We start from the raw sequence: 26,571 nt of genomic DNA on the forward strand, positions 1-26,571 counted from the left end.
CAACCTCGACATGGGCCGACGCCGCGATCGCGACATGACGCCCGACGAGGAGTTCGCGTTCTCGGTGGAGATGTTCCGCGGCGCGAAGAAGCTCGGGTTCCCTCTGGTGCGCATCCAATCGGCGAAGCCCGCGCTGCTGCGGCGGCTGCTTCCGGTGGCCGAGGAACTCCAGCTCACGCTCGCCTACGAGATCCACGCGCCACTCGGTCCGAACGCGCCCGAGATCATGAAGGTGCGCGACACCTACGCCGAGCTCGATTCGCCCCTTCTCGGGTTCGTCGCCGATTTCTCCTCGACGATGCACGCGATGTCGCCGACGCTGCTGCGCGCGGTGCGGCGGGCGGGGCTCGACGACCCTGCCGTGGAAAGGCTGCAGGAGATCTGGGCCACAGACGCGTCGATGCGCGATCGGCAGCAGGAGTTCATCGCCTATCTGCACGGCCGGGATTTCGATCCCGGGCGGCTCGGGGCCTTCGCCCACCTCGCTTTCAACATGCACGGCCACGTCGACCCGCGGGAGTGGGCCGACATCATGCCGCAGATCCTCCACGTGCACGCGAAGTTCTACGACATCGACGACAACGGGCAGGAGCCGGCGATCGACTATCCCGCCCACGTGCGGGTGTTCGTCGAGGGAGGCTACCGCGGCTTCTGGTCCAGCGAGTGGGAGGGTCACGCGTTCGCCGAGCTCGGCGAGGTCGACCCGCTCCTCCTCGTCCGGCGACAGCATGACCTCATCCGCTCGGCGATGCGGGCTGCGACGGAGCCGGCACGTGCCTGAGACAGACACTGATTTTCGCTCCCTGCCCCTTACGGAGCTTCTGCGGCTGCTGCGTGAGGAGGGTGAGCCGTCCGACCCGCGCACCGACATCGACACCGCATCTCTGAAACGCCGGTTCCCGAGGCTCGCCGAGGTGGCGATGCGCGACCTCTCGTTCGACGGTGGCGAGGGTCGTGCGGTCCCGGCGAGGGTGTATCGGGATGTCACGGCGCCGGCCTCGGGCCGGGCGCTCGTCTGGGTCCACGGCGGGGCCTTCATCGGCGGTCACCTCGACATGCCCGAGTCGCACTGGGTCGCGATGGAGCTCGCCGCACGCGGCACTCCTGTCCTCACGCTCGACTACGTCAAGTGCCTCGGTGCAACCCACTTCCCCGAGCCCTCCGACGACGTGCTGGCAGGATGGTGGTGCGCTGTCGCCCACGCCGAGGAGCTCTTCGGGCTCCCTGCATCCGCGGTTCTTCTTGGCGGCGCGAGCGCTGGCGGCAATCTGACCGCAGGGGTCACCGCCCGCCTGCGTGACGCAGGAGACGCCATGCCGGCGGGGCTCGTCCTCGTCTACCCTGTGGTTCATCCCAACGGGCCGGAGGCCACCGCCGAGGTCGACCCGTCCTCCCGCCACGGGGAAATGGTGCTGAATTTCGCGGGCACGATCGAGGTCCTCGCCGACCCGCATGCGTTCGCGGCGCTCGGTCCGGCGGCGGGCTTCCCGCCGACGCTGGTGTTGGTGTGCGAGCACGACGAGCTCCGCCCGTCAGGCGAGGCGTTCGCACGGCAGCTCGGCGATGCCGGCGTGCCCGTCTCGCTGCGGGTGGAGCCCGGCGCAGCGCACGGTCACATCAACGAGCCGTCCGACCCCACCGCCCTCCCCACCGTCAAGGCGATCGCGGACTGGATCGGAGGACTTCCGTGAGCACGTCAGGCAATCACTCACGTTGGGCGTTCGACGACGACATGCGTCTGCGACAGGGGAACGAGCTTCGTCTCCTTCTCGGCGGGCAGGTACACAACTCGTCCAGTTCCTCGGCGGCGACAATCCGCCGGTCATTCGCGCACACCCGACGCCTGGGCGCCAATGCGGTGCTCGCCCCGGTCAGCTGGGCGCTGACAGAGCCGCAGGAGGGCGTCTTCGATTTCGACCTCGTGGACACGATGATCGAGGAGGCGCGCCGGCTGAGTCTGCGCCTCGTGCCACTGTGGTTCGGTGCGTTCAAGAACGCTGCCTCAACGTACGCGCCGCGGTGGGTTCGCGCAGACCTCGAGAGGTTTCCGCGAGCCGTGGTGCAAGCCAAGGTCCGCGGCAACGCGTTCCACTACTCCGGAGTGACGCCCACACCCGTGCTTTCGGTGTTCAGCGAGAACCTCCGCGCGGCCGATGCTGCGGCGTTCGAGGCGTTCCTGGCACACGTGGCGAAGGTTGACGCGACCGACGTCGTCGCCATGGTCCAGGTCGAGAACGAGTCGGGCATCCTCCGCGACAGCCGAGATCGAAGCGCACTCGCCGAGGAGGCTTGGGCCGGCCAGGTCCCGTCCGAACTGATCGTGCTCGCACGCGCTGGTCGCGCCGACTCGTTGCTGCGCGAGCTCTGGACAGCGCACGGGGAACGGGAGAGCGGAACCTGGGCCGAAGTGTTCGGTGAGGGGTCCGGAGCCGACGAGGTCTTCATGGCGTGGTCCATAGGCTCATACGTGCAGCACGTCGCCGAACGTGGACGTGTGCACAGGCGTGTCCCGATGTACACCAACGCGTGGCTCGGGCCGCAGCCGGGGCAGGACGAGCCGGGACGGTGGCCGAGTGGCGGCCCCGCCAGCCGGGTCGTGGATGTATGGCGCACTGCGGCTCCCTCGCTGTCGTTCGTCGCCCCCGACATCTACGTCGACGACGCTGATTCGGCGATGCGGGTCTACACCTCCCACAACCAGCCGTTCTTCGTCCCGGAAAGCCGGTTGCGCGCAGGCGAGCTCGTCCGTGCGATCGGCAGCTACCGCGCCATCGGCTGGTCGGCGTTCGGCATCGATGGCGCGAACCCCGATGGCCAGGTCGCGGCCGTGCTCACGTTTCTCAGCGCCCTCGAGTCGGACATCGCCGAGGCTCAGCGCGCCCGTCGCATCGGAGCCGTCGTCGTCGAGCGCGGCTCTTCACCTGCCGAGACTCGGGTCGGCGATCTCACGGTCTCGGCCCGCGGCCTCAACGACATCGTGCGCACTTTCCTCCTCGACGTCGGTGTGCAGCTGCCCGACGCAGCACTCCCCGTTCCTGACGAGACGCTCCCGCAAGAGCCCGTCCCGACGCCCGGTGAGCAGCGACCGTTCGCCCTGGTCTTCGCAGTAGCCGACGACGAGCTGGTCGTCGTGGGACAGGGGGTCAAACTGGACTTCGCCACTTCCGACGGCGATGTCGAAATCGACTCCGTCACGGAACTGCTCGTCGAAAAAGGAGAGCTCGTGCCGGGCAGGGTCCTCAATGGCGATGAACGCCTGCAGGTCGTGCCGGTGGACCGCGTCGGCGCTGCGAAAATCACTCTGCTCAGGCTTTCTCAGAATCAATGGGTCCGGGCGGTTCGCCCGAGCGTCACCGAGTGGCGTGCAGGAGGGGGACGTGGATCAGGAAGCTGACGGACCGGGAGCTGCGCGGAGCTACACCAACCCAGTCCTCGGGGGAGACCGGCCCGACCCCGCGGTCATCAAGGTGGGGGACGAGTACTGGATGACGTACTCGTCGTTCGAGGCGGCTCCCGGGCTGCTCCTGTACCGCTCGGACGACCTCGTCACCTGGACGTACGTCACAGCCGCGCTCCCCGAACCTCTCGGCAGCACGTTCGCCGTCGACGTCGCCGAGCATGACGGCCGCTTCTTCATCTACATCCCCTTCATCCCGACACCGTGGTCGTCCCTCACCGACGCCTCGATCTTCGTCATCCACGCCGACGCGATGGCCGGTCCCTGGTCGGAGCCGATCGATCTCGGCGTCCGGGGAGCCATCGACCCCGGCCACGTGGTCGGCGAGGACGGCCGGCGCTACCTGTTCCTCAGCGGCATTCGCCGGGTCGCCCTGTGCGACGACGGACTGTCGACCGTGGGGGAGATCGAGCAGGTCTACGACGGCTGGCGGTACCCCGACGACTGGATCACCGAGGCCTACGCCCTCGAGGGCCCCAAGCTGTTCCGGCGCGGGGAGTGGTTCTACCTCGTCAGTGCGGTCGGCGGCACGGCTGGCCCGCCGACCGGTCATATGGTGATCGTCGCCCGATCGCGGTCGGTGCACGGTCCGTGGGAGAACCACCCGGGTAACCCGATCGCTCGCACCCGCAGCGCGGACGAGCGCTGGTGGTCGCGCGGGCACGCCACGATCCTCGAAGTCCCGGGCGAGCAGTGGTACATGCTGTCGCACGGGTACGAGAACGGCTACCGCACTCTCGGTCGGCAGATCCTGCTCGAGCAGGTTGCGTGGACGGAGGACGGATGGCCCGTGGCGGCCGCCGACGACGTCGGCGGTGCGCTTCCCCTCCCCGAGGGGGCAGCCCCGCAGCATCCGCTTCTCCCACCGGCCGAAGAGATCCCCGGCTTCCGCCTCGGGGAGCGCTGGGCCTTCCACGCCCCGTTACCGGGCGAGTCCGGGCGCCTCACCGTCGCCGACGACGTGCTGGTCCTCCGCGGCAAGGGGGTGGGGCCCGGAGACTCCTCGCCGCTCGCCCTCGTCACCGGCGACCACGCTTACGAGATCGAGGTCGACGTCGAGCTGGAGGGGCCCGTCGAGGCGGGGCTGCTGCTGTTCTTCAACGGGCGCCTCTTCTGCGGGATGGGCATCGACGGTGCGGGGATGCGCAGCTACTCCGGGGGCATCCGCACGCACTGGCGGGAGCCCGCGCCGGCCGGGCGCCGCCTGTCGCTTCGCCTGCGGAACGACCACCACATCGTCACGGGCTGGTGGCGCGAGCAGGGCGGCGAGTGGACACGGCACGGCGTCCGCTACGAGACGTCGGGCTACCACGCCAACACGATCGGCGACCTGCTGAGCCTCCGTCCGGCCATCTACGCCGCCGGTGACGGGTCGGCGCGCTTCCGCGACCTGCGCTACCGCCGCCTGGCCTGACGCGCTGCCCGTCGGCTGGCACACGGAAGGAGATCGGCGCGCAGGAGGTCGACGCCGCCCGTCTCGTCCTCCGCTGTGCCGATGTCCTCCGGGGCGCGCGCGGCTATACCGCGACGGCCGCCTCGGGCATCGAGGCGACGTGGGCGCCGGAGTCGACGATGCGTCCGGCCTCGACGAAGAGGTCGCGCATCCAGGCGTGCTCGGGGTCGCGCCCGTGCACCGGATGCCACCACAGGGCGTTCGTGAGCGGTGTCGGCTCGAACGGCAGCCCGACCGCGCGCACCCCGCCGGCCCGGGTGGCGAGGTGGGCGATCGCCTTCTGGATGACGCCGATGCGGCGCGTTCCGGCGATGAAGTGGCTCATCGCGAGGAAGCTCTCCACGATTGCCTCGATGCGCGGCTCGATCCCGAGCTGCTGCACCTGCCTCCCCGCCGAGGTGAACGCCGAGCGGGTCTGATACGTCATCACCCAGGGGAGCTCGGCGAGCTGGTCACGGGTGAGTTCGCTGCCGACCTCGTCGTTATCGGTGGCGACGAGGGCGGTCCAGTCGTCATGCCAGAGGTCGACGAACGGATGATCAGAGATCGGCCCGTGGGGGATGATCATGCCGTCCACCGACCGCAGCCGGGTCGCCGCGTCGTCGACGATCGTGGGGTTGTGGAGCATGAAACGGAAGCGCACGCCCGGCGCTCGCTCGGCGGCGAGGCGCGACACGACACTGCCGACGGTGACGAAGCCGTAGTCGGAGCCGTAGATGGAGAACTCACGCGTGGACTCCTCGGGTGACCAGGTCGCCTGCGACTCGAAGACGCGACGGGCGGCTTCGAGGGCCGAGGTCGTGTGCTCGCTGAGGCGTACGGCGAAGGGCGTCAGTTCGTAGGTGTTGCCGCGGCGGGCGAGGATCGGGTCGCCGAAGTGGGTGCGCAAGCGTGCGAGCGAGGCGCTGAGGGCGGGCTGGCTGAGGTGCAGCCGCTCCGCGGCCCGGGTGACGCTCCGCTCGGTGAGGAGAGCGTCCAGGGAGACCAGCAGGTTCAGGTCGAGGCGGGAGAGCGGCATCTGGTCGGTCACGGCGGTGTGATCCTTCGGTCGGGGATACACCAACCGTATCAATCGGCTCTATGTTCGTGCTATCCCTTATCGGCGCCAGCGATGCGCCTGGTCGCACGAGACAAACGTCGCCGCCCGGGAGGAGGACCCGGGCGGCGACGGTTCGACGCAAGGCGTCAGGGATGTGCGGAGTTACTCACCCCATGCGGCATCCATCTCATCGAGCACCTGGTCGACGGTCTTCTGTCCGGTGAGCAGACCCTGGACACCCACGCCGAGCGTGTCGTAGACGTCGGGGTTCGGCCACGTGGCGTTCGGAAGACCCGCGTAGTCGCCGTTCTCGAGCAGCTGGCCGATCGGCGAGTAGATCGGCAGCAGGTTGTCGGCCGTGGCGCCGGTGATCGGGACGAAGCCCGACAGGTCGGCGAAGGCCTGCGACTCCTCGGGGGTCGCCAGCCAGTCGAGGAACTCCTGTGCGGACGCCTTCACGGCGTCGTCAGCCGAGGCGTTCACGGCCCAGGCGTAGTTGGCCGAGGCCAGCCCGTAGGGCGCGCCGCCGTCTGCGGGCGGGAAGGCCTGGACCGTCAGGTCGAGGCCGGTGCCGGCGCTGATCGACGTCGCCGCCGAGCCGGGAACCGCCGCGGTGAGCGAGGCCTGCGATCCGATGCCCTGCGTGATGGAGTCGAAGGTGCCGCCGGCGACACCGTCCTGGAAGCAGCCGCCCTCGTTCATCTCCAGGATGTCCTCGAGCACGTCGCGCCATCCGCTGTCGGCGAAGGTCACATCGCCCGCCGCGCGCTGCTCGTTCCAATCGGGGGTCTCGGCGTACACGCGGGTCGCGGAGATCAGCATCGAGAACAGGCCGGTGTTGAACGGCACGCTTCCGGCGAGCACCGTGAAGGTCTTGCCGCCGTCGCGTGCCGTGGTGCACGCCTCGAGCAGGTCGTCGTAGGTCTCGGGGTAGGCGTCGATACCGACCTCTTCGCCGCCGGCGCCGTTGTAGATGAAGCCGACAGGCACGAGCGCGGCGGGCTGGGCGTACACATCACCGTCGAAGGAGTACTCGGCCTCGGTCCCGGCGGGGATCGTGCCGCTGGAGGTCTCGTTCAGCGGCTCGAGGAAGCCCGCCTCTGCGAGGTTGACGACCGAGATCGGCTGCCCGGTGCCGGGTGCGAGCACCATCATGTCGGCGGCGTTCCCGGCCTGCAGCTGGGTGGTCACCTGCGTGTTGTACGCGTCGGAGGGGTAGGGGATCACCTCGATCTCGACGCCGGTCTGCTCGGTGTACTTCGCGGCGGTCTCGGCCCAGTAGTCGTCCTGGTCGTTGGCCTGAGCGACCATGAGGCTGAAGTTCGCAGAGGTCTCGTCGCCGGAGTCTCCTCCGCTGTCGGACCCGCCGTTGTCGGAACCGCCGCCCGAGCAGCCCGCGAGGACGAGAGCGCCGGCGGCGCCCACAGCCAGGAGGGACCAACGGAGGCGCCGGATGTCGGAATGCTGTGACATGTCGACCTTTCATGACGTCGTTGTCGCCAGTGCAGAACTGGCGCGGCTTCGGATCTGCCGCACCATCAGCCTGACACGATATGCCGCTTTTCGACATAACTAGTGCTTATGTATAGCCATAGTCCTGCTGATTCGCCGGTCTGGGCCCAGAACGAGTGACACCGGCCCGGCGATCCCGGCGGGCCGAGGGGTCGCGTCCACGGTGAAGACCGTCGTCATCGGTTCATAGACCTCCCCGGTCGGTGCCTTCGCCTCGGCGATGAGCCGGTTGCGCCACCCCGTCGCCACGCGGACCGTCACGTCGTTCTGCCCCTCGCCGACCAGACCCGTGATGTCGAGACGCCAGGGCGCTGTCCACACCACTCCGGCGCTCTCCCCGCCCACGAGGATCTCCGCGATGTCATGGACGGCCTCGAACTCCACGCTCACCCGCCCCTGCAGATCCGCGGCCGAGAGGGTGAACCGCGTCTCGTAGGTGCCGACCCCCGAGAAGCCGACAGCCTCCGGGTGCTGCGTCCACGGCTCGGGCCCGGTGGTGAACTCTCGAGGTGCGAGCCCGGGCAGTGTCATCCGCCATGGCCCCTCGAGGGGCACCGACCGCTCGTCGACCTCGGAGACGAGGGGCGCGTCTGCTCCGGACAGCAGGAACGCAGAACCGAAGGGCCCGAGCGTCAGCTCGAAGGTCGTCGGGTCGTCGTCCGGCGCGCTCTCGAGCGCTGTGACCATCGTGGTGGCCGCGTCCCAGCGGGCGATGCGCTCCGCGTCGCCGATCGACACCGTGGTCGTGATCGGGGCGGCGGAGGGATTGGCCACGAAGGTCAGCAGCTGTCCGTCGATCCGCCGCGACAGGGTGCGGACGGAGGGGTCGGCGACGGTGACCGGGGGCGCGATGCCGAGCCCCCGAAGCGCGCCATGGAGATCGGATGTTGCCACGAGGCGTCCCCCATGATCAGAGCCCCAGATCCGGTCGCGGACACGGGTGAACGTCTCGACGTCGTCCGCGAGCGACGGAGAAGCGGCCGGTGGACGCCCCACCACGGTTGCGCCGGCAGCGAGGAGGCGCTCGATGTGAGCGAGGGCGGTGAGTGTCATCCGGTGTGAGGTGCCGCCGAGGAACAGGGCGGCATAGGAGGCGCCGCGCGCCATGACCCGCCCGCCCTCGACCCGGAGGACGTTCGCCAGGGCGTCGGCTCCGACGTAGTCGAAGCCGTACCCCGGGGGCACGGTCTCGTCCGATGCCTCGCCGAAAAGGCCCGTGACCGGTGCCTCCTCGCCGACGAACACTGCGACGTCCACAACCGGCTCGCCCTCGGCGAGCAGCGCCGAGCATCGCGCGAGGTAATCGGTCCACGGTCTCGCCATTCGAGCCCATGTCTCGTTTCGAGAGAAGGTCTGCCCGAGGAAGGGCGCGAGAGCCATCCCGGGAGGCGGAACCGTCGTGGGCTGATGCGGTGACGAGTGGATGCAGAACCGGGTCACACCGAGGGTGAGCTGCAGATCGGCGACGTGCTTGAGGCTGCCGGGTGTCGCCGTCCACGGGTCTTCGAAGGCGGTGAACGCCTCTGATCCGGTGCGGGAGGCTCCGTACACATGCGCCACCGACGCAGCGCCGCGCAGGTCGGCGACGTACGTCGGTCTGGGCCCGTCCTCCGGCGCGAAGGTCCACATCGCGCCCATCGGCACGTCGGCCGCTGCCCGCATCGCCAGGTCGTCGCCGAGCTGCGGGCGACGATCTTCCAGCGCTTCGGCGTAGAGGGTCCAGCCCCGCTCGTGCGCGACCGCGGCGAGGGTGCCGTAGTAGTGCTCGGCGAGAAGCTCGGCGAGCGTGCGTCGATAGTCGTACAGGAACGCGTCGGCGCGGCCCGCGTCGCCCACCACCCATCCGAGGAGGCACGGTAGCCACGGCGTCGGATCGTAGCCGCGCCGCGCGGCGAACTCTTCGGCGATGGCATCGGTCCAGTTCTGCAGCCCCGCCTCGATGCTGTCGCTGAGGAGCGCCGAGACGGCCTCTGCCGCCGCCCCGGCGAAGCGCGCCAGGTGGGTCTCGAGATAGCTGCGCACCCGGCGGCCGTCGAGCTTGTCGACCTCGAGACCCGTCGCATCGGGAAGTGCCGGGCCGTTGACCGCGCCCGTGGTCGAGGCTCCGAGTCGCAGGACGCGCCAGCGTCCCGGCGGGGGAGCCCAGTGCAGGATGCCGTCTGAGACGTGTCCGGTGAGGTCGACCACCTCCGCCGGATCGATCACTCCGGCCGCCGCGTCGGGGGAGTCGAGCGCGTAGTAGTCGGATGCGACGCCGAAGCCGGCCTTCGCTTCGCTCATGTGCACACGGGACGCGCTGAACAGGGCGAACTCGCTGACCTCGAAGGTGTGGGCGGGGCGGAGCACGGGTGGTGTGGCGAGGCCGTCGGCCGTCGGAGGCAGCGCCGCTGCGGCAGGCTCGCCGTGCAGCCGAAGCCGGAACACGCGGGAGGTCACGGGCGCGAAGGAGGCCGATCGCACCGGCGCGCGGGTGTCGATGAGCTCGGAGATCGAGGCCCACACGCCGTCGACCCGCTCCGCCTCGAGCACCGCGCCCGCCGGCGGCGCGGCGCCGAAGCCGCGGGGACCGGGCAGTCCCACGACTACCGAGCGCACGGTGACCGGCTCGTCGAACCTCTGCACGATCCAGGCCTCAGACGGCCGATCGGGATCACGGGCCAGTGCGACGCCGGCGACGAAGGAGCCGTCGGTGAGGACCTCCGGCGACCCGACGGCGCCTGCAGACGTGTCGACCGTCTCGGCACGCAGCGGCAGGCGATCGACATCCTCGGGTACGGCGAGAACCCGCCACGGAGCCGTGAACCGCCGCTCCGGGTCATCCGATCCGCAATCCTGGTACGCGCCCACGGCGTCGGGTAGCGGGGGGAGAGGGACGCGCACCGGTGTGCCACCCTCGACGATCGCCTGCGACCACACGACCTTCTTCATCGCGTTGACGGGCTCCACCCAGGGCCCGCCCGAGGCACTCCACCCTGAGGAGGTGGCCACCGCCACCTCGAGTCCGAGCTCCCGCGCCCGTGCTGTCGCTGCGGTCATCGCTTCGTCCCATGCCGGTGTTCCCGGTCGCACCGGCGCTGCGACCACCGACGGAAGCCCCATGCCGCCGTCGAAGATCTGCACGCCGCCGACGCCGACCTCGCGCATCCACTCGAGGTCGGCGAGAAGACCGGGAATGTCGATGTTGCCGTCCATCCAGTGCCACCACACGTGGGGTCGCGCATCGGCGGGCGGGTCGAGGAACACCCGGCGGAGGCGGGCGACGGTGTCTGGGGCGGGCTCGATCACGCGCCGATCCTGCCACCGCGCCGCATCGGGGCGGCACCCTCCCGCGCCTCGCGCCCACTTATATCCGATATCGCAAAAACTAATGTGCGGTTTCGACGCAAGCGTGTGATCCTGAATCGACGGCGCCCCGAAACTGCTGCGGGCGCGCAGACGACGACGAGGTCAGGGCGAATGACAGCGACGATGCAGGACGATCAGAGCACCCGGGCGGTGACCGTGCCGCCGAAGAACCGTCGGGCGAGCACCCGCGTGAAGGGGCGCCGGCCGCTCATCAGCTACGGCCACTGGTGGTGGGCGCTGCCCGCCGTGATCTTCGTCATCGGGGTGCACTACGTCGCAACCCTGACGGGCGGGTTCTTCGCCTTCACCAACTGGACGGGCCTCGGCGACTGGGAATTCATCGGCGTCGACAACTTCGTCCGCATCTTCAGCGACCCGCTTCTGCTCGGCTCGGTCTGGAACACCCTGTTCCTCGCGATCGGCTCCGTGGTGCTGACAAACGTTCTGGGCCTCCTCTACGCCCTCGCCATCAACCGCATGCTGAAGACCCGCTACATCCTGCGGACGCTGTTGTTCATGCCGGTGGTGCTGAGCCCCCTGGCGGTGTCGTACGTGTGGAAGTTCATCTTCCAGTTCGATGGGCCGCTCAACGACTTCCTCGGCCTCATCGGCCTGCAGTCGTGGCAGAAGGTGTGGCTGGCCGACCCCACCTACTCGATCTGGGCGATCCTCATCGTCATCGTCTGGCAGCAGACCGGCTTCACCATGGTGATCTACCTCGCGGGACTGGCGTCGGTGCCCGTCGAAGTCGAAGAGGCCGCGGCGCTCGACGGCGCGAACCTCTGGCAGCGCTTCCGGCATGTCGTCGCTCCTGCCATCCGTCCCTCGATCGCCATCGCGACGACCCTCGGCATCATCCAGGGGCTGCGGGTGTTCGACCAGATCCTCGCCCTCACGGGCGGTGGACCCGCCGGAGTCACCGAGACCCTCGCCACCCAGGTCTACAAGCAGGCGTTCTCACTCGGTCAGTTCGGCTTCGGTTCGGCGCTCGCGCTCGTGCTGACGGTCATCATCCTCGTCTTCGCCATCTTCCAGCAGTGGCTCACCCGCGACCGCTCGGTCGGAAAGGCCTGAGACATGTTCCGCTACACCAAACTCACTGCCACGCGCGAGGTCTTCGTCTGGGTGGTGACCCTCCTCGGACTCCTTCCTTTCTGGATCCTCATCATGACGTCGCTGAAGTCCGACCAGGAGGCCCTGACCTCCAGCGCCGTCGCCCCGCCCACCGCCCCGACCTTCAACGCCTTCGTCGAGGTGCTCACCACCACGGGGCGCAACAGCATCCCCCTCAGCATCCTCAACAGCGCTCTCATCACCGCAGGGTCGATCTTCCTGCTCGTGCTGCTCGGGTCGGTGTCGGCCTACGTCATCGCGCGGCGCACCCGCACCTGGACGACCCTCACCTACTACCTCGTGCTGATCGCGATCATCCTCCCCGCGCAGCTGGGCACCGTGCCGCTGTACATCGGTGCCCGCAGCGTCGGTCTGACCGGGTCGGTGCTTGGCATGGTGCTGCTGTGGGCCGGAATCCTCCTGCCGCTGTCGGTCTTCCTCTACGCCAGCTTCTTCCGAGGTTTGTCGACCGAGTACGAAGAAGCCGCCGTCATCGACGGCGCCTCGCCCACGCAGGCGTTCTTCCGGGTCGTGCTTCCTCTCATGGCGCCGGCGACCGGGACGGTGGCGATCCTCACCGGCCTCATCATCTGGAACGACTTCTTCAACTCGCTGATCTTCCTCGGCGGCACCACGACGCAGACCCTTCCGGTGGCCATGTACACCTACGTCGGCGGCCTGGTGTCGGCGTGGAACAAGATCTTCGCCGTCGTGATCATCTCGATGATCCCGATCCTGGCCTTCTACATGTTCGCCCAGAAGCGCTTCATCCAGGGCTTCGCCGGCGGGCTCAAGGGCTGAGCCCTCACCCGCCCGTCGACCCACCCGCATCCCGTCAGGAGACCTTTCCGTGTATCAGCTCGCCCCCAATATCGAACTCCTCTTCACCGAAGCCGGTGACTACCACGATCGCGTCCGCGCGGCCGCGGCCGCCGGGTTCACCGCCGTGGAGATGTGGGGTCCCACCGGTGTCGACGCTCCGGCGCAGCCGAAAGACCTGCCGGCGCTGAAGGCGGCGCTCGAGGAGACCGGAACTCAACTGACCGCACAGCTGTCGGAGCCGCGCACCCAGTTCATGATTCCGCCGTGGGACCACACCGAGTTCTTCCGCAAGCTCGACGAGGGCGTGGAGATCGCCCAGGACCTCGGCTGCCCGCGCATCGTTGTCGGCAGCGGCACGGGGTTCGGCGGGTGGAAGCGCCAGGTGCAGCTGGACAAGCTCGTCGAGATCTACCAGAAGGCCATCGCACAGATCGACGGCTCAGGCATCACGCTCGTGCTCGAGCCGGTGAACGTGCGGGTCGATCACCCCGGCTCCCTCCTGGACCGCACTGCCGAGGCGGTCTACGTCGCCCGGGGTGTCGACTCGCCCTTCTTCGGGGTGCTCTACGACGTCTACCACTCCGCGGTGGAGGGCGAAGACATGGCCGCCGAACTGGCGAACGCGGGCGACCTCGTGAAATACGTCCAATTGGCGGATGCACCGGGCCGGGGTGAGCCCGGATCCGGCGGCCTCGACTGGACTGAGCGTCTGGGCGTCCTGCGCGCTTCCGGCTACGACGGACCCATCGGCCTGGAGTACTACCCCACCATCGAGTCCGCCGCCTCGGTCGCGCGCATCGTCGAATGGGCAGCATCGGCATGACGCGGTACCCCTCCGAGGTCGATGTCGCCATCGTCGGCAGTGGTCCGACCGGCGCGGCGTACGCGCGCGTCCTCAGCGAGCAGGCGCCGAACGCCACGATCGCGATGTTCGAGGTGGGTCCCACGGTGTCCGACCCGCCGGGCGCCCATGTGAAGAACATCGCCGACCCCGAGGCCCGCGCCCGCGCGCAAGCCGCTTCCGAAGGCCCCGGCGAACGCGGCGAGAAGGTGGCCAACCCCGGCCAGGCGAAGGCCGGCATGCGCGCCGCTCGACCGGGCACGTTCCTCCTCGAGGACGGCTTCCGATTCCCGGACGAGGACGGGATGCCGGTGGCGGCGATGTCCAGCAACGTCGGCGGCATGGCCGCGCACTGGACTGGTGCCTGCCCGCGGCCCGGCGGCAGCGAGCGGATCGCCTTCCTCCCCGACCTCGACGACCTGCTGACCGAGGCGGAGCGCCTGCTCGGCGTCACCACCGACGCCTTCGACGCCGCGCCCTTCGGCAAGATCGTGAGGGATCGCCTCGCCGTCGCGGTCGACGAAGGCCGGACGGCGGAGGCGAAAGTGCAGCGCATGCCGCTGGCCGCGCACCGCCGCGCCGACGGCCGGCTGGTCTGGTCGGGATCGGATGTGGTGCTCGGCGACGTCACTCGCGACAACCCCATCTTCGACCTGTTCGATGAGTCGCTCGTCACGCGGGTGCTCACAGGCGATAGTCGCGCGACGGGCGTGGAGGTTCGGGATCTCCGGTCCGGAGAGACCCACCGGGTGGCGGCGCGGTTCGTGGTGGTCGCCGCCGATGCGCTGCGCACTCCGCAGGTGCTCTGGGCCTCCGGCATCCGTCCCCCCGCCCTCGGGCGCTATCTCAACGATCAGGCGCAGATCGTCTTCGCCTCGCGGCTGCGCGGCGTCGAGACCCTCGGCGCCGATGCGCCGACCACGGGGCTGGCGGAGTACAGCGGCGTCAGCTGGGTGCCGTTCACCGACGAGGTGCCCTTCCACGGGCAGATCATGCAGCTCGACGCCTCGCCGATCCCCCTCGCCGAGGACGACCCGGTCGTCCCGGGCTCCATCGTCGGGCTCGGACTCTTCTGCGCGAAGGATCTGCAGGCCGATGACCGCGTCGAGTTCGATGACGATGCGCATGATGGCTACGGCATGCCGGCGCTGCGGATCCACTACCGGCTCACCCCGCGCGACCACGAGGTGATCGATCGGGCCCGTACCGAGATCGTTCGCCTCGGAGAGGCGATCGGCAACCCGCTGGACAGCCGGCCGTTCACCCTGCCGCTCGGCTCGTCGCTGCACTATCAGGGCACGACGCGCATGGGCCGGACGGATGACGGCACGAGCGTCTGCGGACCCGACAGCCAGGTCTGGGGCGTGCCCGGCCTGTACGTCGCCGGCAACGGTGTGATCCCCACGCCGACGGCGTGCAACCCGACCCTCACCTCGGTCGCCCTCGCGGTGGCCGGGGCTCGTTCCCTTGCTGCCGCACTTGCTTAGGTGCGAAAGAGACATTAGAGTGTGTGAAACATGACAAAGCAGTCTGCGGCGCTCGCCGCCGTGACAAGGAGGTCGCTGTGATTCCCGATCGCATAATCGAGCAGGGAACGCTCACCACCGGGAGCGGCCGTGCCGCCGTCGAGGTGCGCCTGCCCTGGTACCGCGCCTTGCCGGGATCGTGCATCGCCGGTGCGAAGCTGGCCGTCGACGGAGTGGAAGCGCCGGCGGAGTCCGTTCGCTGGCGGATGAACGGCACCGACTTCACCTTCGACGAGCTGAAGACGAACACCGACGAGTGGTGGTTCCCGACCGACTCGGCGGTGCTCTCCGGCGATCTCGAGGTCGCCGGCAGCGGCGAGCACGAGGTGAGCGTCGAGCTCGTCCTCTACATCCCGTACATCATCATCTCCGACGACGAGGTGCTGCACATCGAGGAGCGCGACACGAAGAAGATGACCGTCCGCCAGGAGGTTTCGGCATGACCGCCGCCGCCACACCGGGCACGCCCATCCAGGGCGTCACCCTGTACAGCTTCACCCGTGCGTTCCACGGCCGGGAATACGACCTCGACCAGCTGATCCGCAAGGTCGCCGACGAGGGGTACGGCCCCGGCCTGGAGATCATCGGGTTCTCGAGCTTCCGTGGTTTCCCCGAGATCGACGATGCGTACGCGGCATCCTTCTCCGACCTCGTGGACGAGGCCGGCCTCGTGCGCACCTCCCTCGCGGTCAACGCCGACATCGGTATCCACCGCGACCGGCTGCTCAACCAAGACGAGCTGCTGGAGTACATGAGGCGCCAGATCCAGGCCGCCGCCAAGCTCGGCTTCCCCATCGCGCGCGTGCAGATCTCGATCACGCCCGACTCGATGGAGGCGCTCGCACCCATCGCCGAGGAGTACGGCGTCACCCTCGCACTCGAGGTGCACGCCGACCAGTACGCGTCGCACCCGCGCATCCTCGCCCTCCGCGACCGCTACGAGAAGGTCGGCTCGCCCTTCCTCGGCTTCACGATGGACTGGGGTGCCACCGTCTCGGGCTTCGCTCCTTCGCTCATCGAGGCCTACCGTCGCCGCGGCGCCTCCGAGGAGTTCCTCACCGCGGTCGTCGAGCTGTGGAACGACTTCTACGAGCAGGGACCCCCCGCCGATCAGGCCGAGCACGGCCAGCGTTTCGGACGCTTCATCGGGCTCGCGCACCAGCACGGCCGCCCCGACCTCGGCATCGACGTCGGCATCAACGGCACGGGGCTGTTCGGTCCCGCCCGCGTCGATGACTGGCTGGAGATCTTCCCCTGGATCCGTCATGTTCATGGCAAGTTCTTCGGCATCGACGAGAACCACCAGGAGCCGTCGGTGCCCGTCACCGAACTCACCACCCTGCTGGTCGAGAACGGCTACAGCGGCGCGATCTCGAGCGAGTACGAGGGCTGGCACTGGAACCACTGGCAGAGCCCGTTCGAGATCATCCGCGACGAGCAGGCGATCCAGCGTGCGGCCGCTCAGGCTGCGGGCTCCCGAATGATCACGGATGCTGCGGAGGCCCGCCGCATCCTCGATTCCCACCTCGCGCACGCTGTGCGCTCCTGAGAGGACGATGATGAGCGAAGGTATCGCCGGAACCGGCATCAAGCTCGGCACCACCCTGTATTCGATGACCAGCGAGTTCGCTGCGGGCCTGTACACGCCCGAGACGCTCATCAAGGCCGTCTACGACGAGGGCATCGGCCCGGGTGTGGAGTTCAACATCGCCCAGCTGCTGCGCACGTACCCCGATGTGGATCAGGAGTTCGTGAAGCTGTGGTTCGATTCGCTGGAGAAGTACGGCCTTGAAGCCAGCGCGGTCGGCACGAACCTCGACATGGGTCGTCGCAAAGACCGCGACATGACCCCCGACGAGGAGCACGACTTCCTCGCCCGGCAGCTCAAGACCGCGCACACGCTGGGCTTCAAGAGAGTGGTCATCCGCTCGCACGGCAAGGAGCTCCTGCGCGGCCTCCTGCCGCTCGCCGAGGAGTACGACCAGTACCTCGGCTACGAGATCCATGCACCGTCAGGGCCGAACGACCCGCAGGTGCTGCAGATGCGCGAGATGTACGACGAGTTGCAGTCCGAGCGCCTCGGCTTCACCGCCGACTTCTCCTCGACGATGCACAGCCTCTCGCCGACGCTGCTCGCGCAGCTCGGCAAGATGGGCATGGACGAGAAGCACTTCTCCGTCATGGACGAGATCTGGCACGAGCCGACGCCCATGCACGTGCGCAACCAGAAGTTCGAGGACTACCTCGTCAGCGAGGGTGTCGACCCCTTGACCTTCGGTCCGTTCACGCGCCTCGCCTTCAACATGCACGGTCTCGTGCCGGCGGAGGAGTGGCTCGACATCATGCCGCAGATCTTCCACGTGCATGCGAAGTTCTACGACATCGGTGCCGACGGCGAAGAGCCGGCGATGGACATCCCGCGCATCGTCAAGCAGTTCGTCGTGGGCGGCTACGAGGGATATCTCTCCAGCGAGTGGGAGGGCCACGCCTTCCAGGATCTCGGCGAGGCCGACCCCATCGATCTCGTGAAGAAGCAGCATGCGCTCATGCGCAAAGCCATCGAAGACACCGTCGCCGAGCAGTCGAAGGAGACCGCCAATGTCTGACACCGCCACCGACGTCTCGGTCGCGGAGCTCGCCGCCGAGCTCGCCGCCCTCCGCGAGGAGGTCGTCGCCGCCCGCGCTTTCGCGCAGCGCGCCGAGGACCGTGGACAGGTCGAGAACCTGTTCAACCGCTACATGTACCTCCACAACGCCTTCGAGGACGAGCAGATCATCCCGCTCTGGGTGAAGGAAGGGACGGAGGGCATTCGCGCCCGCTACACCAACGCCGGTCAGTACACGACGTGGAAGAGCGTCACCGAGTACCACCGTGGTCGGCCCCACCCGGAGGGCAAGCTCATCCTGCACGCGACGACGACCCCGGTCATCGAGGTAGCTGCCGACGGCAAGACCGCCAAGGGCGTGTGGTTGATGGCAGGAACCGAGTCCGGCCTCACGGACCCCGAGGTCGCTGAGGCCTTCCCCGACATGTACTCCCCCGACGAGGTGCTCGGCAAGAAGGTCTGGGCGCACTGGGTGTGGTGCAAGTACGCCATCGACTTCCTCAAGCAGGACGGCGAGTGGAAGTTCTGGAAGTTCCGCTGCTACGAGCTCGCCCGCGCGCCGTTCGAGGAGAACTGGGTCAGCTTCGGCCTGAAGAACCAGGGCGCGTTCGACCTCGACCTCATGTATTTCGGCGATGACGGCAAGCCGGTCTTCATGCCGCCCGCCGACGAGCCCGTGCCGTCGACCAACCACCCGTACAGCCCCGAGACGGTGCAGAAGCTCGAGCCGGCCCCGCCGGTTCCGCACGACACCTTCACCGACACCTACGCCTGAGGAAAAGATCATGGCCACGCACGACTCCCTCTTCCGCGACGACGACGTCCGTCGCACCGATGACGGCCTGGCCGTCTCGCTGCAGATCCCCTGGTACCGGAGTCTCTGGCTCTCTGCGGTCGACGACGTCGCTGCGACCGTCAACGGCGTGGAGGTCGCCACCGAAGACCTGCGCTTCGTGCTCGAGGGACGTGAGTACCGCATCGAGGAGCCTCCCCGAGCAGTGGGACACCCTCTGGTTCGTCGCCGAGCGCCCCGATGTCCTGATCCGCCTCGATGACCCGCCTGCCGCCGGTGAGAAGGTCACCGTCGGGGTGGTGCTCACCATGCGCCTGCTGTACATGCAGATCATGCCGGGCGTGGACGGCGGACCCGGCCGGTACGTGACCAACCGTGTGCCTGTGGAACGGGAGCTGGTGCTGGCATGACCAGGCCGCTCCGCGTCGCCATGATCGGCTACGGCTTCATGGGGGCTGCGCACTCGGTGGGCTGGCGCCAGGCGCCGCGGGTGTTCACCCTGCCCGAAGCCGTCGAGATGGCCGTCGTGGTCGGTCGAAACGCGCGGGCGGTGGCGGATGCCGCGGCCCAGTGGGGCTGGCAGGAGTCGGCGACCGACTGGCGCGAGGTGATCGCACGTGACGACATCGACATCGTCGACATCGTGACGCCCGGCGACTCGCACGCCGAGATCGCGATCGCCGCCCTGGAGGCGGGCAAGCACGTCCTGTGCGAGAAGCCGCTGGCGAACACGGTCGCAGAGGCCCAGGCGATGACGGATGCCGCGGAGCGGGCGTCCGAACGCGGGATGCGCGCCATGGTGGGCTTCACCTATCGGCGGGTTCCGGCGGTCACGCTGATGCGGGACATGATCGCCGAGGGTGCCGTGGGAACGGTGCAGCAGGTGCGGGCTGCGTATCGGCAGGACTGGCTCGTCGATCCGGCGATGCCGCTGGCGTGGCGCCTGCAGAAGGAGCACGCCGGAACCGGCGCGCTCGGCGACATCGGCGCGCACATCATCGACATGACGCAGTTCGTCACCGGGCAGGCAGTTGAGCGCGTGAGCGGCACGCTGGAGACGATCGTCTCGGAGCGTCCGCTGCAGGCGGCCGGCTCGGGCCTCAGCGGCGAGGCCGGTGCGGGTACGGGCACGGTCACCGTCGACGACCTCGCGATCTTCACCGGCCGACTCTCCGGAGGGTCGCTCGCCTCCTTCGAGGCGACGCGCTTCGCGACGGGGCGCAAGAACGCGCTCACCGTCGAGGTCTCCGGTGACCGCGGCGCGCTCGCGTTCGACCTCGAGGACCTCAACAGCCTGCGCTACTACGACCGCACAGCCCCCGAGGGGCGGCAGGGCTTCACCCAGATCCTCGTCACCGAAGCCGTGCACCCGTACGTGGCGGCATGGTGGCCGGCCGGCCACATGCTCGGATATGAGCACGGCTTCAGCCACCAGGTGGTCGATCTCGTCACCGCGATCGCCGAAGGCACCGACCCGCACCCGAGCTTCGCCGAAGGCCTCAGCGTGCAGCGGGTGCTCGACGCGGTCGAGCGGTCGAGCGAGAACGACGCCGCCTGGACGCCGGTCGCGACCAACGCGCCGGTCGCGGTCTGATCTCTCTACTGAAGGAGCCTGACATGGCACGACCGATCACGTTGTTCACGGGTCAGTGGGCGGATCTTCCGTTCGAGGAGGTGGCGCGGCTGGCGGGTGAGTGGGGGTACGACGGGCTGGAGATCGCCTGCTGGGGTGATCATCTGGATGTGTCGCGGTGGGATGACGCGGAGTACGTGGCGTCGCGGAAGGAGATTTTGGAGCGCAACGGTCTGGGGGTGTGGGCGATCTCGAATCATCTGACCGGTCAGGCGGTGTGCGATGACCCGATCGATCAGCGGCATCGTGACATCCTGTCCGACCGGGTGTGGGGCGACGGCGATCCCGAGGGGGTCCGGCAGCGCGCGGCGGAGGATCTGAAGGACACCGCGCGGATGGCGGCGAAGCTCGGTGTGATGACGGTGAACGGGTTCAGCGGGTCATCCATCTGGAAAGCGGTGGCGATGTTCCCGCCGGCCTCGGACGAGTGGATCGACGCGGGGTACCAGGACTTCGCCGACCGGTGGAACCCGATCCTCGACGTGTTCGAGGAGGAGGGCGTGCGGTTCGGTCTCGAGGTGCACCCGTCCGAGATCGCCTACGACTACTGGACCGCCAAGCGCACCCTCGAAGCGATCGGCCACCGGGCATCGTTCGGCCTCAACTTCGACCCGTCGCACTTCATGTGGCAGCAGCTGGATCCCGTCGCCTTCGTCCTGGACTTCGCCGACCACATCTTCCACGTGCACGTCAAGGAATCGATCACGAACCTCGACGGCCGCAACGGCGTGCTGGGCTCCCACCTGGGGTGGGCCAACCCGCGCCGGGGGTGGACGTTCGTCTCGACCGGTCACGGTGCCGTGCCGTGGGAGCCGCTGTTCCGTGCCCTGAACGCGATCGGCTACGACGGACCCACGAGCGTGGAGTGGGAGGACGCCGGCATGGACCGCCTCATCGGCGCCCCCGAAGCCCTGCAGTTCGTCCGCAAGCTCAACGCCATCACCCCACCCGCCGCAGCGTTCGACGCCGCGTTCTCGACCAGGGCGGATTGACGAATGACCGACATCCTGAACGTCCTCATCCTCTCGGGCCACATGACGCGAGAGCACGACAACGAGCACCGCAGCTTCCGCCTGCACAACCAGTGGATCACGACCCTGCTCGAGGACACCGGCCGCTTCAAGGTGCGCGTCGTGGAAGACCCGCGAGGGCTCGGTGCCGACATCATCGACAAGTACGACGTGCTGATCGTCGTCTTCGAGGGACGCGACGGCTTCTTCGAGAAGGCCGTCGGGTTCGGCGCGGAGACCGACGCGGCGATCCTGAAGTTCGTCCACGACGACGGCAAGGGCATCGTCTGGTTCCACGGCTCGGCCGCACAGGAGGACCGCTGGGGCTACCCCGAGGAGTACAACATCATGCGCGGCGCCAAGCTCAGCGCGTATGAGACCGGCCTGCGTCCCCGCCCGTGGGGCGAGGCACAGCTCGACACGGTCGAGCCGCGGCATCCGATCACCGAAGGGATCAGCGCCCGCTGGACGGTGACCGGTGACGACATCCTCACCGGCGTCGACCTCTACGAGGGCGCCCAGGTGCTGCTGACGACCTTCGACGATCTCGAGGCGTACGAGAACGCGCCGATGTGGCCGATGTCGCACTACCCGGTCGAGATCCCCGAGGGGGGGATCGCTGCGCTCAACGGCATGAACACCGACCAGCCGATCGCCTGGATCAACGAGTACGGCGAGGGGCGGTCGTTCACGATCACGATCGGACACGACATCGACACGTTCCGGCGCATCGAGTTCATCCGCATGTTCCCGCGCGGTGTCGAATGGGCGGCCACCGGCGAGGTCACCCTCGAGGGTCCCGATCGCCGTGGCGAGCGCCGCTTCCTCCCCTGGCCCTACTACAACCGCGAGGGCTGAACGTGGCGAACAAGCCGCTGCGGGTCGGGATCTTCGGCTCGGGCGGTATCGCCGAGCGGGCCATGGTGGAGCCGGCTGCATTCATCGAAGGCGTCGAGGTGGTCACCGTGGGATCACGCGACCCTGAGCGTGCGCGCGCGTTCGCCGACCGGTTCGGCATCCCCTCGGCCGGCGGTTACGCCGACGTGATGGCCGACGCCGACGTGGATCTGATCTACGTGGCGCTCCCGCCCGCCGTGCACGCCGAGTGGGCGACGGCCGCCCTCCGCGCCGGCAAACACGTGCTCTGCGAGAAGCCGCTGGCGGCCAATGGTGCCGACGCGCGCCGCATCGCCGAGGCAGCGGAAGAGAACGGCCGCGCGGCGTTCGTGGGCTTCCACTATCGTCTGCACTCGTTCACGCGCCGGGTGCTCAACGTCCTGGGCTCGGGCGTCCTCGGCGACATCCACGACGTCGAGGTCGACTTCAGCATCCCCCACTTCGTCGTGAAGCCCGGCAACATCCGGCTCGACGGCGACCTCGGGGGAGGGGCGGTCATGGATGTCGGCTGCTATGCGATCGACCTGCTGCGCGCGGCGTGGGGCGACGCCGAGGTGGTGTCATCGGTATCGCGTGTGTACGAGGCCGACCCGCGGGTCGATCTCGAGACCGACTTCGTGCTGGCCTTCTCCCGCGGCGGGACGGCCCGGGTGCGTGCGTCGTTCCTCGGCGACGACGAGGGACGGATGCATCTGCACGTCGTCGGCTCCGCGGCGACGCTGCACGCGACGAGTGTCATCGTGCCGCAGTGGGGAGCGACGCTCCGCGTCACCGCGGGCGACGATGTGCTCATCGACGAGAAGGCCGACGTGACGGAATCGAGCTACGCGGCGCAGCTGCGGCATCTCGTCGAGGTGGTGCCCGACGGGCCGTCGCCGCTCCGGGCCGCCGACGCGGTGCGGACGATGGAGCTCGTCGATGACGTCTACCGCGCGGCGGGCCTGCAGCCGCGCTGACGGGCTGCGGTGATCGGACTTCGCGGCCAGGGCAGGGCAGGATGAAAGGGTGATGAGCACCGCGAGCACTGAACCCCGGGGAACGATGGTCCTCGTCCGACACGGCGAGACCGAGTGGAGCAAGATCGGGCGCCACACCGGTCTCACCGACATTCCGCTCACCGAGACCGGCGTCTACAAGTCCGAGCTCGCCGGCACGCTCCTCGCCGCCCGTCGCTTCGACCGCGTGCTCACCAGTCCGCTCCGCCGTGCCGTCGAGACCGCGCGGTATGCCGGGTTCCCCGACGCCGAGCCCGATGAGCGCCTCCACGAGTGGGACTACGGCGCGTACGAGGGGCTCACCACCCCCGAGATCATCGCGCAGCTCGGCCGCCCGTGGTCGATCTGGGATGACGGGGCGCCCGCGGGCGAGACTCCCGGCGAGAGCATCGCTGCCGTCACCGCCCGCGCCGAGTCGCTGCTGGGCGACATCCGTCCGCACCTCGAGCGCGGCGAGCACGTGCTGATGTTCTCCCACGCCCACTTCATCCGCGCCCTCACCGGCACCTGGCTCGGACTCACCGCCGCCGGCGGCCGCTACTTCTGGCTCGGCACCTCAGCGGTGAACGAGCTCGGCTTCGAGCACGGGCGGCCCGTCGTGCTGCAGTGGAACCACGTGCGCGGCCGCTGACGGTCAGCGCGCTGTCATCCCGAAGACGCGCATGATCGAGGTGGCGAATCTGGTCGCCGGCAAGCTCGAGATCCGACCATCTTCGTCACCTCGATCGCACCACTGCCATCGAGGTGGCACAAAATGCCGCCCGCGCCGCTGAGCGGCGACCAATTCCGCCACCTCGGTCACGCAGCCTGCCGGCCCGGCCGCCTCCGGCCCGCGATGTCACACCCCCGTGCGACGATGCGCACGGGAGAGGGAGTGACATGCGCGACGCCGCGACGGTGCTGCACGCCGACCTCGATGCGTTCTACGCCTCGGTCGAGCAGCGCGACGCACCCGCCCTCCGCGGCCGCCCCGTGATCGTCGGCGGCGGGGTCGTCCTCGCCGCCAGCTACGAAGCGAAGGCGCGCGGGGTGCGCACCGCGATGGGCGGGCGTCAGGCGCGGGAGCTCTGCCCCGATGCGATCGTCGTGCCCCCGCGCATGGAGGCGTACTCGGCGGCGAGCAAGGCGGTGTTCGAGATCTTCTGCGACACCACCCCGCTGGTCGAGGGGCTCTCGATCGACGAGGCCTTCCTCGAGGTCGGCGGACTCCGACGCATCGCCGGCCCTCCCGCCGACATCGCTGCGCGCCTGCGCGAACGCGTCCGCGCCGAGGTCGGCCTTCCGATCTCGGTCGGCGTCGCCCGCACGAAGTTCCTCGCCAAGGTCGCCAGCGCCGTCAGCAAGCCCGACGGGCTCCTCATCGTCGAGCCCGGCGACGAGGAAGCCTTCCTCCTGCCGCTGCCGGTCGAGCGACTGTGGGGTGTGGGGGCGAAGACGGCCGAGAAGCTGCACGGCCTCGGCATCCGCACGGTCGGTCAGCTCGCCGAGCTCGAGGCCGCGACCGCCGAACGCCTCCTCGGAAGGGCGGCGGGTGCGCACCTCCATGCGCTCGCGCGCCTGCGCGACGCGCGACCGGTCGACACCACCCGCCGGCGCCGCTCGATCGGGTCGCAGCGGGCGCTGGGCACCCGCCCCCGCACCCCCGACGAGCTCGACGTCATCCTCAGCCAGATCGTCGACCGGCTGGCCCGGCGGCTCCGCGACGGCGACCGCGTCTGCCGGAGCATCGTTCTCCGCCTCCGCTTCGGCGACTACACGAAGGCGACGAGGTCTCGCACGCTCCGGTTTCCGACCGACCGCACGTCGCTGCTGCTCGACACGGCACGGATGCTGCTGGCCGCCGCCCTTCCGGCGATCACCGAGCGGGGCATCACCCTCATCGGTCTTTCGCTGTCGCACCTCGAGCGCGCCGACGGCGTCCAGCCCGAGCTGCCCCTCGACTTCAGCGGGGAGGATGAGGTCGACGGCGCCCTCGACACCGTGCTCGACCGCCTCCGCGATCGCTTCGGTTCCACCGCGGTCGCCCGCGCCACGCAGCTCGGTCGTGATCCGGGGTGGTCGACCCCGATCCTCCCCGAGCACGAGTGACGACCGAGACCCCGCTCACTCGATCCCGAGGGCCTTGCGGGCCCCTGCGATGTGCGCCCGCGTCATCTCGGTGGGGTCGGCGTCGAGCCACTCATGACCGCCCCATTCGCTGGTCAGTACGCCGTCGAACCCGCTCCCCGCGAGCTGCGCGCCGAGGTCTCGCACCGGCTGCCACACGCGGCCGTCCGCATCCTCGAGATCCCAGAATTTGAGGTGGAATCCAGCCACCAGGGGCAGAACCGGACGGATGACGTCGACCGACGACCGCCCGAAGCGGACGACCATGTCCATGTACAGCGTGCGAACCGGTCCCGGGACCCCGCCCGACCGCAGCAGCTGGACGACTACGCCCAGCGTGGCGGGATCGCGCCAGTGGTCGCGCACGCGCTCACGCAGTGAAGCCGGCACACCCCCGCGCTCGAGCTCGGAGAGGTAGCTGACCGGCACCGCGGGCATGAGCATGCTGATGTCGATGAGGAGGCGCACGTGGCGATCGTCAAGTTCGGCGATCACGTCATACGCTTCCGCCGACGTCGGAGACTGCGGAGTCTGCGACCCCTGCGCCTCCTCGAACAGCACGAGATCGAGCTCGTGGAGGAGGGGCAGCAGTCGTCGGAGGAGCTCGGGCCCCGCCTGCCCGATCGGCAGGCGCACACCGATGGCACCGAGTGCATGCGCGGCATGCAGCTGGGGCACGAGGAACTCCAGGCGCTCCTCCTCGGTGCGACGCCGCGTCGGCGACATCCAGTCATCCAGACTCGCGCCGACGATGGTGACCCGCCCTCCGACCGCCGCGAGGTGCTCGCGCAGGAGCGCGGCCTCGTCGACACGGGTGACCGGGAACGATCGCCACAGCTGGCCGGGCTCGACCTCGACGAGCGTGCTCACCCCCTCGGCGACGATGTCCACGGTGATGTCGGTCGCGGCGTGCTCGGCGCGGATGACCTCAGGGGTCCAGTTGAAGGCGCTCGCCCCGATCTTCAGGGTGGGGGGAAGGGATGCTGCGGCATCAGGCGACATCGCGCGACACCGTCCCCATGGCGGGCGCGTCCAGCAGAAGGGTGCGCGCGGAGGAGAACGGGAGGCTGAGCGGCCCGTCACCACCCGCGTCGAGGTAGGGCACGATCAGCCGGAAACCGAGCATCACCTCATGGACGCCGGGTGCCAGCATCCGTCGTCCCTCGAGCCGGAGTCGATCCTGCACGAACCACCAACCGCGCTCGAAGGCGAGCGCGGAGGGGGCGACGCGGCGATCGCCGATCCCCACAGCCGACACGCCGACGGGATCGCCGTCGACGGCCAGCTCCAGCGAGTTCACGCTCCACACCGGCAGCGACCTGATCCACGGCAGAGAGATCCGCAGCTCGAAGCCGACGTCCGTGGAGCTCAGGGCGTCATCGCGCAGGCTGGGCAGACTCATGAAGCACGTCCTCGTGGTGTC

Annotated in this window: 25 protein-coding genes; 20 read left to right on the forward strand and 5 right to left on the reverse strand. The window is 69.0% G+C overall.

Translation table 11 applies throughout. From position 1 onward, the window contains the following. Positions 1–34 precede the first annotated feature (34 nt). From QSU92_RS10680 to QSU92_RS10695, 4 genes are read left to right on the forward strand one after another with little or no spacing between them, the layout of a single operon-like run. On the forward strand, positions 35–781 hold the full coding sequence (locus QSU92_RS10680) for a sugar phosphate isomerase (RefSeq protein ID WP_289261638.1): 747 nt from the start codon (positions 35–37) through the stop codon (positions 779–781). Then, a complete protein-coding gene (locus QSU92_RS10685; protein ID WP_289261640.1) occupies positions 774–1,691 on the forward strand; it encodes an alpha/beta hydrolase in 918 nt (305 codons plus the stop codon). Before QSU92_RS10680 ends, QSU92_RS10685 begins: the two co-directional genes overlap by 8 nt. Further along, a complete protein-coding gene (locus tag QSU92_RS10690; RefSeq protein WP_289261642.1) occupies positions 1,688–3,394 on the forward strand; it encodes a DUF5597 domain-containing protein in 1,707 nt (568 codons plus the stop codon). The genes QSU92_RS10685 and QSU92_RS10690 overlap by 4 nt, the downstream gene beginning before the upstream one ends. Further along, positions 3,378–4,871: a family 43 glycosylhydrolase gene (locus tag QSU92_RS10695; RefSeq protein WP_289261644.1), complete on the forward strand. Its 1,494-nt coding sequence runs from the start codon at positions 3,378–3,380 to the stop codon at positions 4,869–4,871. Before QSU92_RS10690 ends, QSU92_RS10695 begins: the two co-directional genes overlap by 17 nt. Before the next feature lie 103 nt (positions 4,872–4,974). Here QSU92_RS10695 and QSU92_RS10700 read toward each other — a convergent pair whose 3' ends face one another. The 3 genes from QSU92_RS10700 to QSU92_RS10710 all read right to left on the reverse strand — a co-directional run bounded on the left by QSU92_RS10700 (position 4,975) and on the right by QSU92_RS10710 (position 10,746). After that, positions 4,975–5,940 (reverse strand): LysR family transcriptional regulator, encoded by a 966-nt coding sequence (locus tag QSU92_RS10700; RefSeq protein WP_289261646.1) that lies wholly within the window; start codon positions 5,938–5,940, stop codon positions 4,975–4,977. 171 nt (positions 5,941–6,111) lie between these two features. Continuing rightward, complete coding sequence (locus QSU92_RS10705) at positions 6,112–7,422, reverse strand: extracellular solute-binding protein (RefSeq protein ID WP_289261648.1); 1,311 nt, start codon at positions 7,420–7,422, stop codon at positions 6,112–6,114. A 99-nt stretch (positions 7,423–7,521) separates the two neighbouring features. Further along, complete coding sequence (locus tag QSU92_RS10710; RefSeq protein ID WP_289261650.1) at positions 7,522–10,746, reverse strand: glycosyl hydrolase; 3,225 nt, start codon at positions 10,744–10,746, stop codon at positions 7,522–7,524. A 171-nt stretch (positions 10,747–10,917) separates the two neighbouring features. Between QSU92_RS10710 and QSU92_RS10715 the strand changes: the two genes are divergently transcribed. From QSU92_RS10715 to dinB, 16 genes are all read left to right on the forward strand, one after another. Further along, positions 10,918–11,880 carry a carbohydrate ABC transporter permease gene (locus tag QSU92_RS10715; RefSeq protein WP_289261652.1) on the forward strand — a complete coding sequence of 321 codons (963 nt, stop codon included), beginning with the start codon at positions 10,918–10,920 and terminating at the stop codon, positions 11,878–11,880. A gap of 3 nt (positions 11,881–11,883) precedes the next feature. Then, a complete protein-coding gene (locus QSU92_RS10720; protein ID WP_289261654.1) occupies positions 11,884–12,720 on the forward strand; it encodes a carbohydrate ABC transporter permease in 837 nt (278 codons plus the stop codon). Between the two features lie 49 nt (positions 12,721–12,769). Then, the gene (locus tag QSU92_RS10725; RefSeq protein ID WP_289261655.1) at positions 12,770–13,564 is read left to right on the forward strand and encodes a sugar phosphate isomerase/epimerase family protein; all 795 of its coding nucleotides are present in this window, start codon (positions 12,770–12,772) and stop codon (positions 13,562–13,564) included. After that, positions 13,561–15,069 (forward strand): GMC oxidoreductase, encoded by a 1,509-nt coding sequence (locus tag QSU92_RS10730; RefSeq protein WP_289261657.1) that lies wholly within the window; start codon positions 13,561–13,563, stop codon positions 15,067–15,069. The genes QSU92_RS10725 and QSU92_RS10730 overlap by 4 nt, the downstream gene beginning before the upstream one ends. 77 nt (positions 15,070–15,146) lie before the next feature. Continuing rightward, positions 15,147–15,551, forward strand: a complete 405-nt coding sequence (locus tag QSU92_RS10735; protein ID WP_289261659.1) for a C-glycoside deglycosidase beta subunit domain-containing protein — start codon at positions 15,147–15,149, stop codon at positions 15,549–15,551. Further along, positions 15,548–16,657, forward strand: coding sequence for a sugar phosphate isomerase/epimerase family protein (locus QSU92_RS10740; protein WP_289261661.1), 1,110 nt, complete (start codon positions 15,548–15,550; stop codon positions 16,655–16,657). Before QSU92_RS10735 ends, QSU92_RS10740 begins: the two co-directional genes overlap by 4 nt. A gap of 10 nt (positions 16,658–16,667) precedes the next feature. Beyond that, positions 16,668–17,714, forward strand: coding sequence for a sugar phosphate isomerase/epimerase family protein (locus tag QSU92_RS10745; protein ID WP_289261663.1), 1,047 nt, complete (start codon positions 16,668–16,670; stop codon positions 17,712–17,714). Further along, entirely contained in the window at positions 17,707–18,489 is a 783-nt protein-coding gene (locus QSU92_RS10750) for a nuclear transport factor 2 family protein (RefSeq protein WP_289261665.1), read from the forward strand. Before QSU92_RS10745 ends, QSU92_RS10750 begins: the two co-directional genes overlap by 8 nt. A gap of 10 nt (positions 18,490–18,499) precedes the next feature. Then, positions 18,500–18,769 (forward strand): C-glycoside deglycosidase beta subunit domain-containing protein, encoded by a 270-nt coding sequence (locus QSU92_RS10755; RefSeq protein WP_289261667.1) that lies wholly within the window; start codon positions 18,500–18,502, stop codon positions 18,767–18,769. Further along, positions 18,681–18,917 carry a hypothetical protein gene (locus QSU92_RS10760; protein ID WP_289265976.1) on the forward strand — a complete coding sequence of 79 codons (237 nt, stop codon included), beginning with the start codon at positions 18,681–18,683 and terminating at the stop codon, positions 18,915–18,917. The genes QSU92_RS10755 and QSU92_RS10760 overlap by 89 nt, the downstream gene beginning before the upstream one ends. Beyond that, positions 18,914–20,101, forward strand: a complete 1,188-nt coding sequence (locus QSU92_RS10765; RefSeq protein ID WP_289261668.1) for a Gfo/Idh/MocA family protein — start codon at positions 18,914–18,916, stop codon at positions 20,099–20,101. Before QSU92_RS10760 ends, QSU92_RS10765 begins: the two co-directional genes overlap by 4 nt. 23 nt (positions 20,102–20,124) lie before the next feature. Next, positions 20,125–21,132, forward strand: coding sequence for a sugar phosphate isomerase/epimerase family protein (locus tag QSU92_RS10770; protein ID WP_289261670.1), 1,008 nt, complete (start codon positions 20,125–20,127; stop codon positions 21,130–21,132). 3 nt (positions 21,133–21,135) lie between these two features. Next, positions 21,136–22,008 carry a ThuA domain-containing protein gene (locus tag QSU92_RS10775; RefSeq protein WP_289261672.1) on the forward strand — a complete coding sequence of 291 codons (873 nt, stop codon included), beginning with the start codon at positions 21,136–21,138 and terminating at the stop codon, positions 22,006–22,008. Positions 22,009–22,010: 2 nt separating this feature from the next. Beyond that, entirely contained in the window at positions 22,011–23,003 is a 993-nt protein-coding gene (locus QSU92_RS10780; protein WP_289261674.1) for a Gfo/Idh/MocA family protein, read from the forward strand. A 52-nt stretch (positions 23,004–23,055) separates the two neighbouring features. Further along, positions 23,056–23,673, forward strand: coding sequence for a histidine phosphatase family protein (locus QSU92_RS10785; RefSeq protein WP_289261677.1), 618 nt, complete (start codon positions 23,056–23,058; stop codon positions 23,671–23,673). 248 nt (positions 23,674–23,921) lie between these two features. After that, a complete protein-coding gene (dinB, locus tag QSU92_RS10790; protein WP_289261679.1) occupies positions 23,922–25,130 on the forward strand; it encodes a DNA polymerase IV in 1,209 nt (402 codons plus the stop codon). A 15-nt stretch (positions 25,131–25,145) separates the two neighbouring features. Here the strand turns inward: dinB and QSU92_RS10795 are convergent, their stop codons facing one another. Next, positions 25,146–26,150 (reverse strand): restriction endonuclease subunit R, encoded by a 1,005-nt coding sequence (locus QSU92_RS10795; protein WP_289261680.1) that lies wholly within the window; start codon positions 26,148–26,150, stop codon positions 25,146–25,148. Then, positions 26,140–26,550 (reverse strand): hypothetical protein, encoded by a 411-nt coding sequence (locus tag QSU92_RS10800; RefSeq protein ID WP_289261681.1) that lies wholly within the window; start codon positions 26,548–26,550, stop codon positions 26,140–26,142. The genes QSU92_RS10795 and QSU92_RS10800 overlap by 11 nt, the downstream gene beginning before the upstream one ends. Between the last annotated feature and the right edge of the window lie 21 nt (positions 26,551–26,571).

Source organism: Microbacterium sp. ET2 (assembly GCF_030347395.1).
Classification (GTDB): domain Bacteria; phylum Actinomycetota; class Actinomycetes; order Actinomycetales; family Microbacteriaceae; genus Microbacterium; species Microbacterium albipurpureum.

Excerpts from the sequence above, each read along its gene's own strand:
- QSU92_RS10745 (WP_289261663.1), top strand. The coding sequence starts at position 16,668 with ATGAGCGAAGGTATCGCCGGAACCGGCATCAAGCTCGGCACCACCCTG.
- dinB (WP_289261679.1), top strand. The coding sequence starts at position 23,922 with ATGCGCGACGCCGCGACGGTGCTGCACGCCGACCTCGATGCGTTCTAC.
- QSU92_RS10730 (WP_289261657.1), top strand. The coding sequence starts at position 13,561 with ATGACGCGGTACCCCTCCGAGGTCGATGTCGCCATCGTCGGCAGTGGT.
- QSU92_RS10765 (WP_289261668.1), top strand. The coding sequence starts at position 18,914 with ATGACCAGGCCGCTCCGCGTCGCCATGATCGGCTACGGCTTCATGGGG.
- QSU92_RS10775 (WP_289261672.1), top strand. The coding sequence starts at position 21,136 with ATGACCGACATCCTGAACGTCCTCATCCTCTCGGGCCACATGACGCGA.
- QSU92_RS10770 (WP_289261670.1), top strand. The coding sequence starts at position 20,125 with ATGGCACGACCGATCACGTTGTTCACGGGTCAGTGGGCGGATCTTCCG.
- QSU92_RS10720 (WP_289261654.1), top strand. The coding sequence starts at position 11,884 with ATGTTCCGCTACACCAAACTCACTGCCACGCGCGAGGTCTTCGTCTGG.
- QSU92_RS10785 (WP_289261677.1), top strand. The coding sequence starts at position 23,056 with ATGAGCACCGCGAGCACTGAACCCCGGGGAACGATGGTCCTCGTCCGA.
- QSU92_RS10680 (WP_289261638.1), top strand. The coding sequence starts at position 35 with ATGACGCCCGACGAGGAGTTCGCGTTCTCGGTGGAGATGTTCCGCGGC.
- QSU92_RS10715 (WP_289261652.1), top strand. The coding sequence starts at position 10,918 with ATGACAGCGACGATGCAGGACGATCAGAGCACCCGGGCGGTGACCGTG.
- QSU92_RS10755 (WP_289261667.1), top strand. The coding sequence starts at position 18,500 with ATGGCCACGCACGACTCCCTCTTCCGCGACGACGACGTCCGTCGCACC.
- QSU92_RS10795 (WP_289261680.1), bottom strand. The coding sequence starts at position 26,150 with ATGTCGCCTGATGCCGCAGCATCCCTTCCCCCCACCCTGAAGATCGGG.
- QSU92_RS10740 (WP_289261661.1), top strand. The coding sequence starts at position 15,548 with ATGACCGCCGCCGCCACACCGGGCACGCCCATCCAGGGCGTCACCCTG.
- QSU92_RS10705 (WP_289261648.1), bottom strand. The coding sequence starts at position 7,422 with ATGTCACAGCATTCCGACATCCGGCGCCTCCGTTGGTCCCTCCTGGCT.
- QSU92_RS10800 (WP_289261681.1), bottom strand. The coding sequence starts at position 26,550 with ATGAGTCTGCCCAGCCTGCGCGATGACGCCCTGAGCTCCACGGACGTC.
- QSU92_RS10750 (WP_289261665.1), top strand. The coding sequence starts at position 17,707 with ATGTCTGACACCGCCACCGACGTCTCGGTCGCGGAGCTCGCCGCCGAG.